This is a genomic window from Gordonia sp. 852002-10350_SCH5691597, from assembly GCF_001665715.1.
Taxonomy (GTDB): domain Bacteria; phylum Actinomycetota; class Actinomycetes; order Mycobacteriales; family Mycobacteriaceae; genus Gordonia; species Gordonia sputi.
This window is the reverse complement of sequence record NZ_LZMO01000270.1, coordinates 15,482-30,718: the sequence shown is the minus strand read 5'-3', so window position 1 is coordinate 30,718 and position 15,237 is coordinate 15,482. Positions and strand designations below refer to the sequence as shown.

The 15,237-nt window shown below is 66.3% G+C and carries 15 protein-coding genes, 2 tRNA genes and 1 pseudogene; 6 read left to right on the top strand and 12 right to left on the bottom strand.

Going from position 1 to position 15,237, the window contains the following annotated elements; all coding sequences use genetic code 11:
* Nucleotides 1-190 precede the first annotated feature (190 nt).
* Nucleotides 191-826: a TetR/AcrR family transcriptional regulator C-terminal domain-containing protein gene (locus A5777_RS20775; RefSeq protein WP_005208118.1), complete on the bottom strand. Its 636-nt coding sequence runs from the start codon at nt 824-826 to the stop codon at nt 191-193.
* Between the two features lie 70 nt (nt 827-896).
* Between A5777_RS20775 and A5777_RS20770 the strand changes: the two genes are divergently transcribed.
* On the top strand, nt 897-1,844 hold the full coding sequence (locus A5777_RS20770; protein ID WP_005208120.1) for an NAD-dependent epimerase/dehydratase family protein: 948 nt from the start codon (nt 897-899) through the stop codon (nt 1,842-1,844).
* Nucleotides 1,845-1,916: 72 nt separating this feature from the next.
* On the opposite strand, the gene A5777_RS20765 is transcribed toward A5777_RS20770, so the two are convergent.
* Nucleotides 1,917-2,378, bottom strand: coding sequence for a nucleoside deaminase (locus tag A5777_RS20765; RefSeq protein ID WP_039856708.1), 462 nt, complete (start codon nt 2,376-2,378; stop codon nt 1,917-1,919).
* Between the two features lie 49 nt (nt 2,379-2,427).
* Nucleotides 2,428-2,970: a tRNA adenosine deaminase-associated protein gene (locus tag A5777_RS20760; RefSeq protein ID WP_005208124.1), complete on the bottom strand. Its 543-nt coding sequence runs from the start codon at nt 2,968-2,970 to the stop codon at nt 2,428-2,430.
* Between the two features lie 115 nt (nt 2,971-3,085).
* On the opposite strand from A5777_RS20760, the gene A5777_RS20755 reads away from it, so the two are divergent.
* Nucleotides 3,086-4,090 (top strand): prephenate dehydrogenase, encoded by a 1,005-nt coding sequence (locus A5777_RS20755; protein ID WP_005208126.1) that lies wholly within the window; start codon nt 3,086-3,088, stop codon nt 4,088-4,090.
* Nucleotides 4,091-4,094: 4 nt separating this feature from the next.
* On the opposite strand, the gene A5777_RS20750 is transcribed toward A5777_RS20755, so the two are convergent.
* The 5 genes and pseudogenes from A5777_RS20750 to A5777_RS20730 form a co-directional block, all read right to left on the bottom strand.
* Complete coding sequence (locus A5777_RS20750; protein ID WP_005208128.1) at nt 4,095-4,643, bottom strand: putative glycolipid-binding domain-containing protein; 549 nt, start codon at nt 4,641-4,643, stop codon at nt 4,095-4,097.
* Between the two features lie 151 nt (nt 4,644-4,794).
* Entirely contained in the window at nt 4,795-5,547 is a 753-nt protein-coding gene (locus tag A5777_RS20745) for a hypothetical protein (RefSeq protein ID WP_005208129.1), read from the bottom strand.
* Nucleotides 5,548-5,725: 178 nt separating this feature from the next.
* A pseudogene (gene aqpZ / locus A5777_RS20740) lies at nt 5,726-6,486 on the bottom strand (aquaporin Z).
* Between the two features lie 209 nt (nt 6,487-6,695).
* A tRNA-Arg gene (locus tag A5777_RS20735) sits at nt 6,696-6,771 on the bottom strand.
* A gap of 40 nt (nt 6,772-6,811) precedes the next feature.
* Nucleotides 6,812-6,903, bottom strand: a tRNA-Ser gene (locus A5777_RS20730).
* A 189-nt stretch (nt 6,904-7,092) separates the two neighbouring features.
* On the opposite strand from A5777_RS20730, the gene hisC reads away from it, so the two are divergent.
* Nucleotides 7,093-8,166 (top strand): histidinol-phosphate transaminase, encoded by a 1,074-nt coding sequence (hisC, locus tag A5777_RS20725; RefSeq protein WP_005208131.1) that lies wholly within the window; start codon nt 7,093-7,095, stop codon nt 8,164-8,166.
* A gap of 19 nt (nt 8,167-8,185) precedes the next feature.
* Here hisC and A5777_RS20720 read toward each other — a convergent pair whose 3' ends face one another.
* Complete coding sequence (locus A5777_RS20720) at nt 8,186-9,229, bottom strand: alpha/beta hydrolase (protein ID WP_174273073.1); 1,044 nt, start codon at nt 9,227-9,229, stop codon at nt 8,186-8,188.
* A 222-nt stretch (nt 9,230-9,451) separates the two neighbouring features.
* Between A5777_RS20720 and A5777_RS20715 the strand changes: the two genes are divergently transcribed.
* Nucleotides 9,452-9,964 carry an acyl-CoA thioesterase gene (locus A5777_RS20715; protein WP_039856691.1) on the top strand — a complete coding sequence of 171 codons (513 nt, stop codon included), beginning with the start codon at nt 9,452-9,454 and terminating at the stop codon, nt 9,962-9,964.
* 10 nt (nt 9,965-9,974) lie between these two features.
* Here the strand turns inward: A5777_RS20715 and A5777_RS20710 are convergent, their stop codons facing one another.
* Nucleotides 9,975-11,216 carry a hypothetical protein gene (locus A5777_RS20710; protein ID WP_064864223.1) on the bottom strand — a complete coding sequence of 414 codons (1,242 nt, stop codon included), beginning with the start codon at nt 11,214-11,216 and terminating at the stop codon, nt 9,975-9,977.
* 73 nt (nt 11,217-11,289) lie between these two features.
* Nucleotides 11,290-12,411, bottom strand: coding sequence for an acyltransferase family protein (locus tag A5777_RS20705; RefSeq protein WP_005208135.1), 1,122 nt, complete (start codon nt 12,409-12,411; stop codon nt 11,290-11,292).
* Nucleotides 12,412-12,481: 70 nt separating this feature from the next.
* On the opposite strand from A5777_RS20705, the gene A5777_RS20700 reads away from it, so the two are divergent.
* Nucleotides 12,482-13,561 carry a magnesium transporter CorA family protein gene (locus A5777_RS20700; RefSeq protein WP_064864221.1) on the top strand — a complete coding sequence of 360 codons (1,080 nt, stop codon included), beginning with the start codon at nt 12,482-12,484 and terminating at the stop codon, nt 13,559-13,561.
* 128 nt (nt 13,562-13,689) lie between these two features.
* Nucleotides 13,690-14,289, top strand: coding sequence for a hypothetical protein (locus A5777_RS20695; protein WP_064864226.1), 600 nt, complete (start codon nt 13,690-13,692; stop codon nt 14,287-14,289).
* A 269-nt stretch (nt 14,290-14,558) separates the two neighbouring features.
* On the opposite strand, the gene A5777_RS20690 is transcribed toward A5777_RS20695, so the two are convergent.
* On the bottom strand, nt 14,559-15,074 hold the full coding sequence (locus A5777_RS20690) for a hypothetical protein (RefSeq protein ID WP_231895141.1): 516 nt from the start codon (nt 15,072-15,074) through the stop codon (nt 14,559-14,561).
* Nucleotides 15,075-15,237: the final 163 nt, after the last annotated feature.

Below are 15,237 nucleotides of genomic sequence, written 5' to 3'. Positions count from 1 at the left end.
CGTGAACTCGGTGATCTTGCCTTTGACCGATTCCACGGCCTCGTTGATCTTGTCGCTGGATTCACTCATGGTGTCGACTCCTCGCCATGCGGAGCCCGATGCTCCGCGCTCGATTACCAACCTGCCACAACGGGGCGCCTGTGTCTTTGGGTGAGAACCCTGGTTTGTGCATACCTCGACACCCCTGCGATCAGGTGGTAGCGCGCAGCACGTCGACGATGGCGTCGAGGTTGCGCTCGAATCGCTGCTCTCGATCGCCAAAAAGAATCCGACCGGCCTCCGCGACCAGCGGAACGTCGTCGCCGAGCATCTCGGTCCGATCCGACAGCGAGTAACGCGGCTCGCCCGACTGCGCACGCTCCTGTTCTTCGATGACGAATCCGACGACAAAAGCTGTCACGAATTCGACTGCGCGCACCGCCCTTTCGAGATCAACGCCCGACGCGACGAGCTGCTCGAGCCACGGTTCCTGCGCACGCAGCACCTCTGGGTCGGTCAGTCGCGTTCCGCTGAACGTGCGTGCGCCGTCGCGGTGGGCGAGGTATTCGCGACGCAGCACGCGCGCGTAGGTCGCGACCGAGTCGGGCCAGACGTCCATTGGTTGCGCACGGAGTTCGGTGATCACCCGACGTTGAATCTCGGTGCCCATCTCGTCGAGCAGCGCCTGCTTGTTCTCGACGTGCCAGTACAGGGCCGGCGCCTTGACTCCGAGTCGGGTCGCCACAGCGCGGACCGTGACGGCGTCGATGCCCTTTTCGTCGAGCAGATCCAACGCCGCTTGCACGATGTCGGCGCGGGTCAGTCCTTTGGATCGTCCTGTCGGCACGGTTGACAGATTAACAAAGTTAAGGGAACCTGGTGGCAGTCCCGATTTAACTAAGTTAAGGAGACTCCTCATGAAGGCAGCAATCATCACCGAAGCCGGACACAACCCGGTGCCCGGAACCTTCGACGAACCGGAGGTCGTCGCGGGAACACAGCTCTTCGAGCTCGTGGGCGCAGGTCTGCACCAGATCGTCAGGTCGTTGGCGGCGGGCCGCCACTACGGCAGTTCCGGCATCTACCCGCAGGTGCCAGGCATCGACGCTGTGGTGCGCGCAGCAGACGGTTCACTGCGCTACACGGGCCGCATCGCACCTCCCTGGGGCACGATGGCCGAGCGCATGGCAGCACAGGGCGGATTTCCGGTCCCCGACGACGCCGACCCGCTCGCAGTGGCCGCGGGGGTCAATCCCGCAGGCTCCGGATGGCTTCCGCTGCACGCCCACCGGGACGCGCGCGGCAGGCTCGGGACCGTGCTGATCCTGGGTGCGACAGGAATGTCGGGTCGGCTGGCAGTTCAGAGCGCACGGGTCCTTGGTGCCGACCGCATCATCGCCGCCGGCCGGAACCAGGCGGTACTACGCAGCCTGCGCGCGCCCAACGTCGACGTCGTCGAACTCGATGTCGACGATCCAGCAGGCGCGCTAGCCGAGGCCGTTGCCACGTCGACCCCCGACCTTGTCCTCGACTACGTCTGGGGTCCGGTCGCCGAGGCCACGTTCACCGCGCTGGGGCGGCAGGGATTGCACGAAGACGACGCTCAGATCTCGTACGTGCAGATCGGGTCGCTCGCCGGGACGCACGCCGCCGTACCGTCGACGCTCCTGCGATCACGGAACATCACGATCTCCGGCAGCGGGGCGGGTTCGGTGTCTGCCGAGCAGCAGATGCGCTCGATTCCCGCGGTCATCGACGCGATCGCATCGGGCGCCCTGCAGGTGCCCTACGCGGCGTTCGGGATCGACGACGTCGAGAAGGCGTGGAGCTACGACGGACCGGAGCGCGCCGTCGTCACGCCGTGACGGAGCGGTCAGGGGCGCACGGTCGACAGTCTTGAGCGCCCAGTCGGCCGTCTCGAGCGCACCGTCGACGGCTCAGCCCTCGCGGCGCGTGTCGAAGAAGCCGACCATCAGCTCCCGACACTCCGCCTCCCGCACCCCGCCGCGGACCTGCGGGCGGTGGGCAAGGCGCGGGTCGCGGACGACGTCCCACAGCGACCCGACGGCGCCGGTCTTGGGTTCCCACGCGCCGAAGACCAGTGCGTCGACGCGTGAGAGCGTGATCGCGCCAGCGCACATCGTGCACGGCTCGACGGTGACCGCGATGGTGCACCCGGGTAGGCGCCACCCGTCACCGAAGGCGTGCGCGGCGGCTCGGAGCGCGAGGATCTCGGCGTGGGCGGTCGGATCCGCGTCGAGTTCACGACGGTTGCCTGCGCGCGCGAGTTCGACGCCCGCGGGGTCGAAGACCACGGCCCCGATGGGGACATCGTCGGGTCCGGAGGAGTCGACGGCCGCGGACAGCGCCTCACCGATCATCTGATCCCACAGGCTCATCTGATCCGGAACGCGCGACGCGTCATGCCCGCCGTTCACACGCGGGCCCTCAGTGTCCGAGCGAGTCGAGCACCTTCGACAGTTCGTCGGCGAATCCGAGTCGCGCGGCGATCATGCCGATCTGCTCGTCGGCGTAGAGGTCGGTGTCGCCGACGATGACGCCCATCACCGCGTCGGGAAGTCCGAGGTCGGAGAGCACGCCGAGGTCGCCTTCCTCCCACGGGTCGATGTCGTCGAGCTCGTCGTCGTCGAGATCGGGGACGTCGACGTTGATGGCGTCGAGGACGTCGGCGGCGATGTCGTAGTCGATCGCGGCGGTCGCGTCGGAGATCAGCAGTCGTGCACCGCCGGGGGCCGGGCGGACGACGATGAAGAATTCGTCGTCGATGTCGAGGAGTCCGAACACGGCACCCGCTGCCCGCAGCTCACGCAATTGCGTCTCGGCGGCGGACAGGTCGGTCAGGGCGGACTCGTCGAGCGCCTTCACCTTCCAAGCGGCATCCTCGCGGACCACGGCTACCGCGAAACCCTCGATATCGTCGATCGCTTGCTGCTTGTTGGAGTCCGAAACCCCAGCGCCGGCACCTGCCATGACGCTCACGGTAGTCGAGAATCGACGCCCGCCCCAATCCCCTTCCGACTCTGGCCGTCCACACTCCGTCGGCACACGCTCCGGGACCCGCGACCGATGTGCGAATCTGGTCCTTGTGACCGGAGACAAGCAGGGCAGCCAACCGCAGACCGCGCAGGAATCACAGGCGACGTCGACGACTCGACGACCGGTCTGCATCCTCGGCCTCGGGCTGATCGGCGGGTCGTTCATGCAGGCCCTCACGGCGGCCGGGCGCGACGTGTTCGGCTACAACCGCTCCGAGGCGACCGTCGACGCGGCGTCGAATTCTGGATACGACGCCTCGTCGGATCTGGTTGCGACGCTGCGACGCGCGGCAGCCGACGACGCGATCATCGTGCTGGCCACCCCGGTCACGACGATCGAGCCGCTGCTGAGTGCAATCGCCGAGACGGCACCGCAATGTCTGCTCACCGATGTCATCAGCGTGAAACAGGCTGTGGCAGAGAAGGTTTCCAGGCTTCATCCGCATGCGCGGTACGTCGGCGGGCATCCGATGGCCGGGACCAGCCGGTCCGGATGGGACGCATGCGATCCGACGCTGTTCACCAATGCGATGTGGATGGTCACCACGTCCGACGACACCGACGCCGACGATTGGACCGCGGTGGCAGAGCTCGCGCTGCAGGTGTCAGCGATTGTCGTACCCGCGGCGCCCGACGCACACGACAGGGCCGTCGCGGCGATCTCGCACGTTCCGCACCTGCTTGCCGCCGACACGGCTGCTGTGGGCGCAGGAGAGAGCAACCTCGCACTTCGTCTGGCAGCCGGCAGTTTCCGGGACGGGACGCGCGTGGCCGCGACCGAACCCGCACTGCAGCGCGCCATGATCGAGGCCAACGACATCGCCGTGCTGAACGCGCTCAGCGAGGCGATCGACCGTCTCGTGCAGGCACGCGACGAACTGCGCGACTCGGGCAGCGTTGCCGCGCTGATCGACGACGGGCATCGCGCACGCATGGCCTACGAGGAAATGGCCGCGCGGGGTCGGGAGCCCATTGTCGGGGTCAGCGTCGGCGCACCCGGCTGGGCGTCGGACATGCGCAAACAGGCCCACGAGGGTCGGGTCTGGCTGGGGTGACCCCTCAGACGCGCTCGGCCAGTCCCGAGTAGTTGACGACGAATCCGTTGTCGTCGACGGTGATCTTCGCGGTCGCCACCGGCGAGACGACGTCGATGCCGTCGGGCCCGGAGGTGTAATGCATCCGCGCAGGCTTGACGTCGCCGGTCGGCAGATAGACGTACGCCACCGGGATCTCGACGTCGGTCGGAGCTGTGGTCAGGCCGAATCGACGGATGGGCAGCGCGTTGAACATCGGCGACATGGCCAGGTCGACGTCCTGCGCGCCGTCGAAGTCGCTGCGAATGGTGTCGCCGTTGGTGCGCACGAGCCAGAGGTTCTCGTCGTCGTGAGAGAGTCCGAGTTGGCTCTCGCCGCTCTCCCGGAGGAGGTGGATGGAGAGTCGCTTGGTGATTCCCGCGTCGTTGGTGATCAGCTCGTACGACGCGGAGAACGCCTCGTTGTCGGCGGTTGCCGCCGAGATGATGCGACCGTATGCCTTGATGCGCAGTCCGGACACGTGCAGGCGCACCTGCTCGAGTCTGTCGACTCCGACACCACGCCAGGTGATCATCGTCTTGTACTCCCGAACCGGAGCGGTATCGACCGATCCGCCGCTCGCCGCGGTGTCGTGATCAGGGGCTGGGGTTGTACTCACGCGTCTACGGTAGCGAGCGAGAGGCCGCGACACACATCGGATGGCGGTCTCCACCACTTCGTTACGGTCAGGCGCGGCAGGTGGCGGTGCGTCGGGACGACCCGGCGTCGACCCGATCGATCGAGACGCTCTGGCCGTCGACCTTGATCTCGCACGACGCCGAGCTGTTCAGCCCGGCCAGGACCAACAGTCGTAGCGGCGCCGATCCCGCGGTGAACTCGAGGTGCCAGGTTGGAGGTGGCGTGAACTCGCTGCGCAGGCCGACGTCGTCGACGTAGAGGATGGTTCCGCTGCCCTCGATGGTCGCGTCGTAGGTGACGGATCGGCCCGCGGTGTCGCTGTCGCGCGGTGCAGGCGTCGCACCGGGCGGGACCATCGGGTTGTTGGGTTGCTGTTGCTGGGTCGGGACGTCGGGGGTGGTGGGATCGACGAGCGTCAGGGTCGCAGGCGCGTCCTGGGACTGCGCGTCGGATTGTCGGATCAGCGAGAAACCGTAGAACACCAAACCGAGAACGACGGCCGCGACCAGCGCGAACACCACCCCCGTGCCGAACCTGCCCGGCGACTTCGGCTGACGCCGCTCGTCGTCGAATCTTGATGGGCCGGGTTCTGTAGGGCCGGGTGGGGGCGCTCCGGCGCCTCCCGACTGCGGTGTGACGCCTGCGGGAGCCTGGGGTCCGGCGGCTGCACGCGAGGGCTGCTGGCCGGGAACGAACCGCGGCGTGCCGTCGGGGGCGAAGCCGAGCGGCGGGTAGAGGCCAGGCATCAACGGCGCGCGATAGAGGTCCTCGGGCCGTGGCCCCGCCTCCTGCTGTCCCATGCTGACGCTCCCGTCTCGACATCGTGATCCCGACCATCCCTGATCCCGACGATCCCTGATCCCGACCATACGGACCGCTACGACAACACGACGGCCGGCCCCGGGCATCGCGCCCGCGGCCGGCCGTCGTGGGTGGTCAGGTGTGCTCGGTCAGACGGTGTTCTGCATGCTGACTCCGTCAGACGGTGTTCTGCAGGGGCGCGAACTTGAAACGCCCATCCTCGAACAACAGCGGGTACAGCAAGCCGCCGATGATGCCGCCGACGAGAGGTGCAACCCAGAAAACCCACAACTGTCCCGGTGCGCCGTTGCCGTTGAAGAAGGCGACACCCGTCGAGCGCGCCGGGTTGACCGACGTGTTGGAGATCGGGATCGAGATGAGGTGAATCAGCGTCAGGCTCAAGCCGATTGCCAAGGCGCCCATACCCTTTGGTGCGCGGACGTCCGTCGCACCGAGCACGACGATCAGGAAGAACGCGGTCAGCAGGATTTCCGCCACGATGACCGCGGCAAGTGTGTAGTTGCCGGGGCTGTGCTCGGCGTAGCCATTGGCAGCCATATTTCCTTCACGCGACCACCCCGGTTTGCCCGAGGCGATGCCCCACAGCGCGAGTCCCGCGAGCAGACCGCCGACGATCTGCGCGACCCAGTAGCCCGGTAGGTCGCGCCACGGGGTACGTCCGCCGACGCAGGCACCGAGCGTGATGGCGGGATTGAAATGCCTCCGGAGATGTGACCGAGGGCGTACGCCATCGTGACCACGGTGAGACCGAAGGCGAGGGCGACGCCGAGGTAGCCGACACCCACCTGAATTCGGGTGCCGGTGTCGTCACCGACAGCCACCTCTTTCGCGGCAAAGATCGCGGTACCGCAACCGCCGAAGACCAGCCAGAACGTGCCGAACAACTCGGCAGTGATTTTTGCAATGGGCGAAGGCATAGAGTTCCTCTCGTCGTACGACCCAGGACCGAAATGTCACATCAAGCACTTGCGCCACTTCAGTAAATCACCCATGATTGCGGATTCTCAGTGTCCGATTCACAACAGTGACCTCGGCGAGACCGCGTGCAGACCTGGCACCGGGACGCCGGACGAGACCCGTCGACGACAAACTCCCCGCCACCGAGTACCGGTGACGGGGAGTTGTGTGGTGCGCCCGTAGGGATTCGAACCCCAAACCTTCTGATCCGTAGTCAGATGCTCTATCCGTTGAGCTACGGGCGCGTAGCGTTATTCAGTTCTCCGCGGTCGAGGCAGACTGCGGTGGCGGAGGCGAGAGGATTTGAACCTCCGGTCCCGTTTTAGCGAGACAACTCATTAGCAGTGAGTCCCATTCGGCCGCTCTGGCACGCCTCCTTGGCGGAGTCCTTTCGAACTGCCGAGTGGAAAGATTACACACGGTCGTCAGTCGGAAGCAAACCGCGAGCTAGTCGGCACGACGACCTGCACAGACGGCCCCTGACGGAGGCGTCGCGGAGAACGCGCAAACGTCGCCTCACATGAGCCGGTTTCGGCACGCGCGTACCCGCGTCCTACATTTGACGTGTGAGTTTCCGCCTTCGCCTCCACCTCGAAGAACTGCCCGTCTACGTGCCCGGTGCAACGTTTCCCGGCGCGATCAAACTCGCGAGCAACGAGGTGACGTTTGGCCCGTTGCCCAGCGTCGAGCAGGCCATCACCGATTCGCTGCAGACCATCAACCGTTACCCCGACAACGGCATGGTCGAGTTGACGGCCTCACTCGCCAAGCGTCTGGGCGTCACCGAGGATGAGATCCAGGTCGGCTGCGGCTCGGTCAGCCTCTGTCAGAACCTCGTGACCATCACCTGCGAGCCGGGCGACGAGGTCTTGTTCGGCTGGCGGTCGTTCGAGACCTATCCGCTGGCAACCCGTCTCGTCGGAGCCGTGCCGGTGCAGATCCCACTGACCGACGAGCTCAGCTACGACCTACCCGCGATGGCCGACGCGATCACCGACCGCACCCGCCTGATCTTCGTCTGCAACCCGAACAACCCGACGGGCACCATCGTCGACGCCGACAGCCTGCGGACCTTCCTGGCCAAGGTGCCCAGCGACGTCGTCGTCGCTCTCGACGAGGCGTACTTCGAGTACGTGCGGCCGTCGCAGACTCAGGCGTACGACGCCATCGAACTGCACCGCGAGTACCCCAATCTGGTTGTGCTGCGGACATTCTCGAAGGCGTACGGACTCGCGGGGCTGCGCGTCGGATATGCGATCGCACATCCCGAGGTGATCACCGCGCTCGGCAAGGCCCACGTACCGTTCTCCGTGAACTCGGTGGCTCAGGCCGCGGCCGTCGCAAGCCTCGACGCCGACGACGAGCTACTCGCGCGCACCGAGGCGATCGTCAGCGAGCGCACCAGAGTCGCAGACCGGTTGCGCGACATGGGATATCGCGTCCCGGCCACGCAGGCGAACTTCGTCTGGATCGAACTCGGCGACGCGACAACTGATTTCGCCGACGCCGCGCGCGACGCAGGCGTGATCATCCGACCCTTCGCCGGCGACGGCGTACGCGCGACCGTCACCGAGGCCGACGAGAACGACGCCTTCCTGAGCTTCGCCACCCGCTGGGCCGAGGACCACTCGGTCGGCTAGGGCATTCCCGAGCGGCGGCTCAGTACAGGCCGCGCGAGACGGTGCGCCAGGCGGCGGGAAGGTCTTGCTCCCAGTAGGCCCAGGTGTGCGTGCCGATCAGGCGGAAGCCGTCGGTGTAGGGCACGTTGTTGGCGCGCATCGTCGCGGCGAACTCCAGCGAGCAGCGGTAGGCGCCCAGCTCCAGCGCCGACGACGACGCCGTCACGGCCTCGGGTGGGCCCTCGTCGGGTTCGATGCGACGCTGCAGATCGAGTGGGCCGATCGCGCCGGATCCGGCGGCCAAGAAGATGTTCTTGCCGCGCAGCGCGTCGAGATGCTTGGCCGGATCGTGAGCGTCCCAGCCCGCCGAACCGAACGGTCCCCACATATTCGTCGCGTCGCCCCCATCGCGACCGACGGTCGTGCGCACGTAGGCCTCGTTGGCGGCGCCGGAGACCGGCGGGCAACCCGAGAGTGAGGCGAGTCCGCTGTAGGTCGACGGGTGACGGATGGTGAGCGCGAACGCCGCCTGGCCGCCCATCGACAGGCCGATGACCGCGTTGCGGCCGTTGCCGTCGAACTGCTTGTTGATCAGCGGGGGGAGTTCCTTGGCGAGGAAGGTTTCCCACATGGGTTGTCCCACTTTGGGATCGTGCTTCTGCCAGTCGGTGTAGAAGCTGCCCTTACCGCCGGTCGGCAGCACCACGTTGACGTTCTTGCCTGCAAAGAAGCGGCCCGCGTGGCCCTTGGTGATCCAGTCGCTCACGTCGCCCTCGGCTCCGGCGCCGTCGAGCATATAGACGGTCGGCCGCGGGCCTGACGCGTCCGCGGGGGTCAGCACCGACAACTTGATCTTCGTCTTCATCGACGGCGACGTGACCCAGATGTCGGTTCTGAGCGGTCCGAGTTTCTGAACCTTCGCGATCTTCGCGACGGGCACGGGTGCCGCGTTCGCGGCGGGAACACCGGTGAGTAGCGCGGCACATCCGGCAAGCGCGGTCGCGAGTACTGCAGATCGCCGAAGCACCGATCCACTACCTTCCGTACGCCGACGCGCAGCCGCGATTCTCCAACGCCCAGCCATGCAACGGTCTCCTCGAACTCTTCGGAGCGCGCCGACCGTTGATGGTCGGGCGCTCGCAGCAGTGCGCATCTTCTTCAACAGCGCATCGTTATTGTCTAGACGGCCCGCAATCAGTGGGTTCCCCTCCCACTGCGGCCGGTGTCGTCCACAGGGTACGTGTCGATCCTGGCAATCGACATCCCCGAACCGCCTTCACGCAACGTCGACATAGGGTTGTTATTTGTGACGACACCAAAGAATCCGGACAGTTCGGCGAAGCCTGCAGGTGAACGCGGTCTCGGTGTCCGAGACTTCGCATTCGTCGCCGAGGTCCCCGTGCGGTGGTCGGACATGGATGCGTTCGGTCACATCAACCACGCGCGGATGGTCACCCTCATGGAGGAGGCGCGCATCCAATGGTTGGTCATGGCAACCACCCTGGCCGCCGAAGCCGACACCCCGACCGGGTCGCAGGCCGAACTGATCAAGAGCGCAATGATCGTCCACGTCGAGATCAGATATCAGAGCCAACTACGGCACGACGATTCGCCGCTGCGAATTGGCATGTGGATCAAGGGTTTTCGATCGGTCGACTTCACCATCGGTTATGAGATCCGCGGCGCGCACGCCGAGGACGACTCCAAACCCGCCTGTGTCGCGAGCACCCAGATGGCCGTCGTCGACGTGGCGGCACACTCACTTCGACGGCTGAGCAGCGTCGAAAAAGATCACCTGCGGTCTTGGTCGCGCGCCTGAAACGACGCGGTCAGGACGGCTCGTAGCGGGCGGGAAGCTCGCGCGGCACGGCAGGTGAGATCCGAGCGATGTTGCCCTCGAGGACGTCGCGGTAGATACGCAACTGCTCCTCGCCGCTGCGCACCTGCTCGCTCAGGCGTTTGGCGTTGTCGACGGAGATCTCCCGGTCGCCCGACCTGGCGATGAGCGCGTCGATCCGGTCGTCGATGGTTGCGGCCCTGTTGTATTCAGACAGGATCTGCAGTTCGACGGCGGCCGACTCGACGACGTGCGCGACGTCGCCGAGCGCCTGCACACGGTCGATGAGTTCGGTCCAGACCGGCCGCAACACCGTTTCGCGACGGTCGATCTGGGCGGCGAACGAGGCGTCGAATCCGCCGTTGCGCTTGGCGCGGTCGAGGTCGATCCGCACGGAGCGCAGCGCGATGACGTCGGCGACGATCTCGGCGAGTTCGGCGTGCAGATTGACCTGCGTGCGCTGCACGGCGAAATGGTCCGACCGCCAGGCCGGATTGCGCATGATGCGGTCGTAGTAGTGGGCGGCGAGAAACATCAGCGTCTCGTAGCCGTCGACGAAGTTCGCCACCCCGGACAGCGGTGAAGCGGGGGTCCTCGGCGACGCGGGAGTGCCGTCGACTGCGGCAACGCGGTTGGCCCACTCCCCCGCCTGCGGATACCCCGAGCGTGCGGCGACCTGTCCGACGACGCCCGCGATCCGTTCCACAGCCGCCGTTCCCGCACGGCGCATCGGATTCGATGTGTTCACGTTCGGGGTCGGTGTGCAGAGCAGTCCGGCGAACAGCCGCTCGCGTTCCTCGATCTCGAGGTACACGTTCTCCCGACGCTCCCTCCGGATGGCGCGCGTGCTACCTGCGAAGACGCCCTTCGCGGTCACGATCAGCTTGCGCGAGTCGTCGCGCCGACGCAGCAGCCCGTTGAGACGGCCGCGCATCAGCGTCACGACCATTCCGGGCACCATCGGGGCGTCGAGTTGGCTTTCGAGCTGGACGATCGCCCGCTGGAGTCGACGCAGCTCGCCGAAACCCGCAGGCAGCGTCGGCACAGGTAGTCCGGAAGAAATCCGGCGAACCAGGATCGCCCGACCCGCAGGCGTGAGGTACCCCGACGCCACGAGTAGTGCGGCGGCATCGGAGAGTTCGGGGCGCTCACCCGCGATGGCCGATCGCTCACACCAACTGCGGATCTGCGCACTGCTGTCGCCACCCCGCTGGGCCGCGCTCTTGTCGATCATCGTCGTAACGCCTTCGATTCGGGACTGTCTGGCGAGCGGGAGTGGTTCCCCGGCTCCGCCGCGTTCCCAGATTCTACCTGCGCAATTCGGGTGCCCGGGGCGTCGTCGCACGCCACAGGGGTCGGGTCGCGCGGTGCAACAACCACGCGACCGGGATGCTGATCGCGGTAGTCACCACGAACGCCACGACGACATTGCCGCTGAATACGCGGTAGTTCAGCAGATCCATGACCACCTCGAGTACGAGTACGTGCACGAGGAAGAACTCGTAGGAGATCTCGCCGAGCCACACGACGGGTCGGCTCCCGCACAGCCGAGCCCACGGCGACGACTGGTCGGTGGCGGTGAGCGGACCCACCATCCCGACGGCGATGACGAGGTAGAGCAGATGCTTGACGATCGTGGCCGACGCCGTGCTCGGCGTGATCGTCGGCTCACCTGCCAGCGGCAGACCCGACACGAGGAACGCGGCAGCCGCGGCCGCGGGCCAGAACCAGGTGTTCCACTTCGCGACGAGGGGCGCGCAGACCGCAAGGACCATGCCGGCGATAAACCATCCGAGGAAGGCGGGTGCCCAGAGTCGGGCCGTCGGATCGGCGTCGGGATTTCCGTCGACGAGCACCGCCCACACCGGACTCACCAGCCCGATCACGAGCAGGCCACCGATGAGTAGATCCGGTCGCCAGCGGCGTCGACACACGACGACGATCAGCAGCCATGCGATCACCGGCAGCAGCAGGTAGAACACGACTTCTGCTGCGAGACTCCACATCTGGGTCAGGCCGGCATGCAGGTGGCCGATGCCGTAGACCTGCGTCAGCGTCATGTTGCGCCAGAAACCCGACCAGCCGACGCCCGTCACCACGGCCTCGCCACCCGGCGAATACCAGCCGTAGACGAGGTAGACCGCGATCACCGTGATCCAGTACGCGGGCAGGATTCGGCGTGCGCGATGCCAGAAGTAGCGCCGCGTCGACGGTGGGCCCGAGCCCTTCTGCAGCGGTCGAATCCACTCCGAGAACAGCAGGAACCCCGAGAGTACGAAGAAGATGGCGACGCCGACCTCGAACCGCGAGAACAGGCGCCCGACGTAGTCGTCGGTGTAGTTGCCGGTCCAGAACGCCGCATGTGTCAGGCAGACCGCGGCCGCGGCCGGCGCACGCACTCCGGTGAGCGACGGGATGCGGTGGGCCATGGGCCGATCCTGCCAGGTCGGGCGAGCGCGGCAGCGTCGAGGACCTCTCGCCGCGTGGCAGGATGACGCCATGGGCGACGAGCAGATCACCGGCCAGATCTGGCAGAACGGCGAGAAGGTCGACGGGTTCTCGCTCGCATCGATCTCCGATCACATCGGCGAGTCAGACACGCTCGTCTGGGCAGACCTGCAGTGCCCCAGCCACGAGACCCTCGGATCGCTGGCCTCCGAACTCGGTCTCAACTCGTTCGCCATCGAGGACACCATCTCCGCGGCCGAGCGCGTCAAGACGGTGTCCTACAGTGACCACACGTTCATCATGGTCTATGCGATCGAGATGAAAACACCTGTGGTGCAGGAGAAGAACCGCACCGACGACGACTCCGACGACGCTCCGCCGCCGACCTCGGGCACCGTCGAAGGAAGAAAACAGGACAGGCGGGCGAAGTCGTTCACGCTGCATCGCATCTCGATCTTCATCAAGGACAACGCACTGATCACGGTGCGAATGCATCCTGACGACGGGATCGCGACCGTCATCGAACGCTGTGAGGACACCCACGCGGCGTCGTTCGGTGTCAGTGGCCTGCTCTACGTGCTCCTCGACGTCGTGGTCGACGGCCACTTCAACGCCGTGCAGGTGCTCGACGACCAGATCGAAGAACTCGAGGACTACCTGTTCGACGACTCCATTCCCAACGTGCAGTTGCAGCGGCGCACCTACGATCTGCGCAAGGATCTCGTGGTGCTGCGGCGAGTGGTACTTCCGATGCGCGACGTGGTCGGCACCATCCAGCGCCACCGCTATCAGGATCGCGACGACCACGCAAAGGAACTCGACCCCAACTACTCCGACCTCTACGACCACGTGCTGCGGGCAGCCGAATGGACCGAGTCGTTACGCGACATGCTCAGCAGCGCGTTCGAGACCAACCTGTCCCTGATGGACGCCCGGCTGAACACGGTGATGAAGAAGCTGACGGCGTGGGCCGCGATCATCGCTGTGCCGACCCTCATCACCGGCTACTACGGACAGAACGTGTTGTTCCCCGGATACAGCACGTCGTGGGGTGTCTGGGTCAGCGCGATCCTGATCGTCGGATCGGTCATCGTGCTCTACATCAACTTCCGCAAGCGCGACTGGCTGTAGTGGCCCGGTCTGGTCGCGCGAGGTGTGGTCACGCGGGGTGTGGGGCGTGCGACACGCTCGAATTGGAATCTGAAACCTCTTGTCCCGTATTGTTTTCGAACGTGCTCTCCAGAACTGCCGACGCTGTCGTGACCGAAAACACTGCCACCCCGTGTGAGTGGTGCTCCTCCACCGATGACGTCGCGGAGTTTCGCGACGAACTACGCTGCGGCAGGTGCCGCGAGCTCGAGGAGACGATCACCGAGGCGCGGAAGTTCTTGGGTTTCTACGGCCTGCGCCCGCTCGGCGGCTCCGTGGAATGCGACGACGAGGAGGAGCGTGAGCACCGGGTCGGCGCTCGCGACGCGTACACCGAGTTGAACGCGATCCGCACGAGCACGCCCGCCCCTCGACCAAAGCGATCCGCGTCGCGGGCCGCTGTGGGCACGGTGAAGTCGGGCAACGTGAAGCCGGGCGCGGTGAAGAGCGCGGGCGACAAGGCAAGCACGGCAACCACGAGTCCGACACGACGCAACGACGTCTCGCGGCCCGATCGGGCGGAGCTTCTCAGTCGCGCCGAAGGTCTGCTGAGCGAACTCACCGACATCGACGCGCGCCTGGCCGCCGCCGAGCAGGAATCGGGACTCTCCGCCAAGGCCCGTATCGCTGACCTGACCTCGCGCCGCCATTACGTGCTGCGCACCCTCGCGGCGCTCGAGAAGGCTCAGCGCGCGATGTCGCCGGCCTGACGACCACCGGTACGTACACAACTCGTACCTGAGCGGACCGCCGAGGAGATTATTGTGATGGCGCCGCGCTCACGACCGAGTTGTGTACGCGCTCGCGCTGATCGAGCCGCCCCCTCGCTGCTCGAGCGCCTGGCCGCTGATCGAGCCTGTCGAGATCACCCCTCGCTGATCGAGCCGCCCCCTCGCTGATCGAGCCACCCTCGCTGATCGAGCCTGTCGAGATCACCCCTCGCTGATCGAGCCACCCTCGCTGATCGAGCCTGTCGAGATCACGCCCCGCACGCTGGAGTGCCCGCGGATGCGGCGCTGCACCAGGTGAGCGGGCCGCCGGTGTCGCCGAGGCCCTTAGTCACCAGGGTCGGGCCGCCGTGGGCGCCGGTCGACAGATCGCCGCTGACCGTCTCGCCCTTCGAAATATCGCCGACACCCTCGCCGGATTTGACGATCAGGTCACCGATCGTGATCGTGATGCCCATTCCGCGCCGCGTCCAGGTGACCGACCACTTCTCGGTGTTCAGCGCGCCTGAGCCCATGAGTAGTGTGCCCGTCTGATCTCCTGCGAGGTCGAGCGAACTGGCGTGTCGCGTCCAGCCACCCACGAACGCCGACGATCCGACGCCGTGCCCGGGAGGCAGCGGCCGCGCGGTCTGGCTTCCACCACCAGAAGCCTGCGTGGCGCCACCGTCCTGAGAGTCCGACTTCTCGACAGCAGTGCCGGAGTCGGCCTCCTCCGCACCTGATGTGGTCGACGCAGGCATCGTCGTGGTGACAACGACGGTCGGCATCGAAGTTGTTGCGGATGGAGTGTCGTCGGGGTTGCAGCCCGCCACGGACAGCGCTACTGCGGCCGCGGCCAAAGTCGTTGCAGTCCACCGGTATCGCATGATGTTCCCTGTCCCGGGCGATCGGGCGACCGTCCTCTTACCCGGTTATTCGACACCGACGGCC

Coding starts and splice junctions, on each gene's coding strand:
- A5777_RS20770 (WP_005208120.1), top strand. CDS start 897: ATGAAGGCAGCAATCATCACCGAAGCCGGACACAACCCGGTGCCCGGA.
- A5777_RS20765 (WP_039856708.1), bottom strand. CDS start 2,378: ATGAGCCTGTGGGATCAGATGATCGGTGAGGCGCTGTCCGCGGCCGTC.
- A5777_RS20760 (WP_005208124.1), bottom strand. CDS start 2,970: ATGGCAGGTGCCGGCGCTGGGGTTTCGGACTCCAACAAGCAGCAAGCG.
- A5777_RS20750 (WP_005208128.1), bottom strand. CDS start 4,643: ATGATCACCTGGCGTGGTGTCGGAGTCGACAGACTCGAGCAGGTGCGC.
- A5777_RS20745 (WP_005208129.1), bottom strand. CDS start 5,547: ATGGGACAGCAGGAGGCGGGGCCACGGCCCGAGGACCTCTATCGCGCG.
- A5777_RS20720 (WP_174273073.1), bottom strand. CDS start 9,229: ATGGCTGGGCGTTGGAGAATCGCGGCTGCGCGTCGGCGTACGGAAGGT.
- A5777_RS20710 (WP_064864223.1), bottom strand. CDS start 11,216: ATGATCGACAAGAGCGCGGCCCAGCGGGGTGGCGACAGCAGTGCGCAG.
- A5777_RS20705 (WP_005208135.1), bottom strand. CDS start 12,411: ATGGCCCACCGCATCCCGTCGCTCACCGGAGTGCGTGCGCCGGCCGCG.
- A5777_RS20700 (WP_064864221.1), top strand. CDS start 12,482: ATGGGCGACGAGCAGATCACCGGCCAGATCTGGCAGAACGGCGAGAAG.
- A5777_RS20690 (WP_231895141.1), bottom strand. CDS start 15,074: ATGCCGACCGTCGTTGTCACCACGACGATGCCTGCGTCGACCACATCA.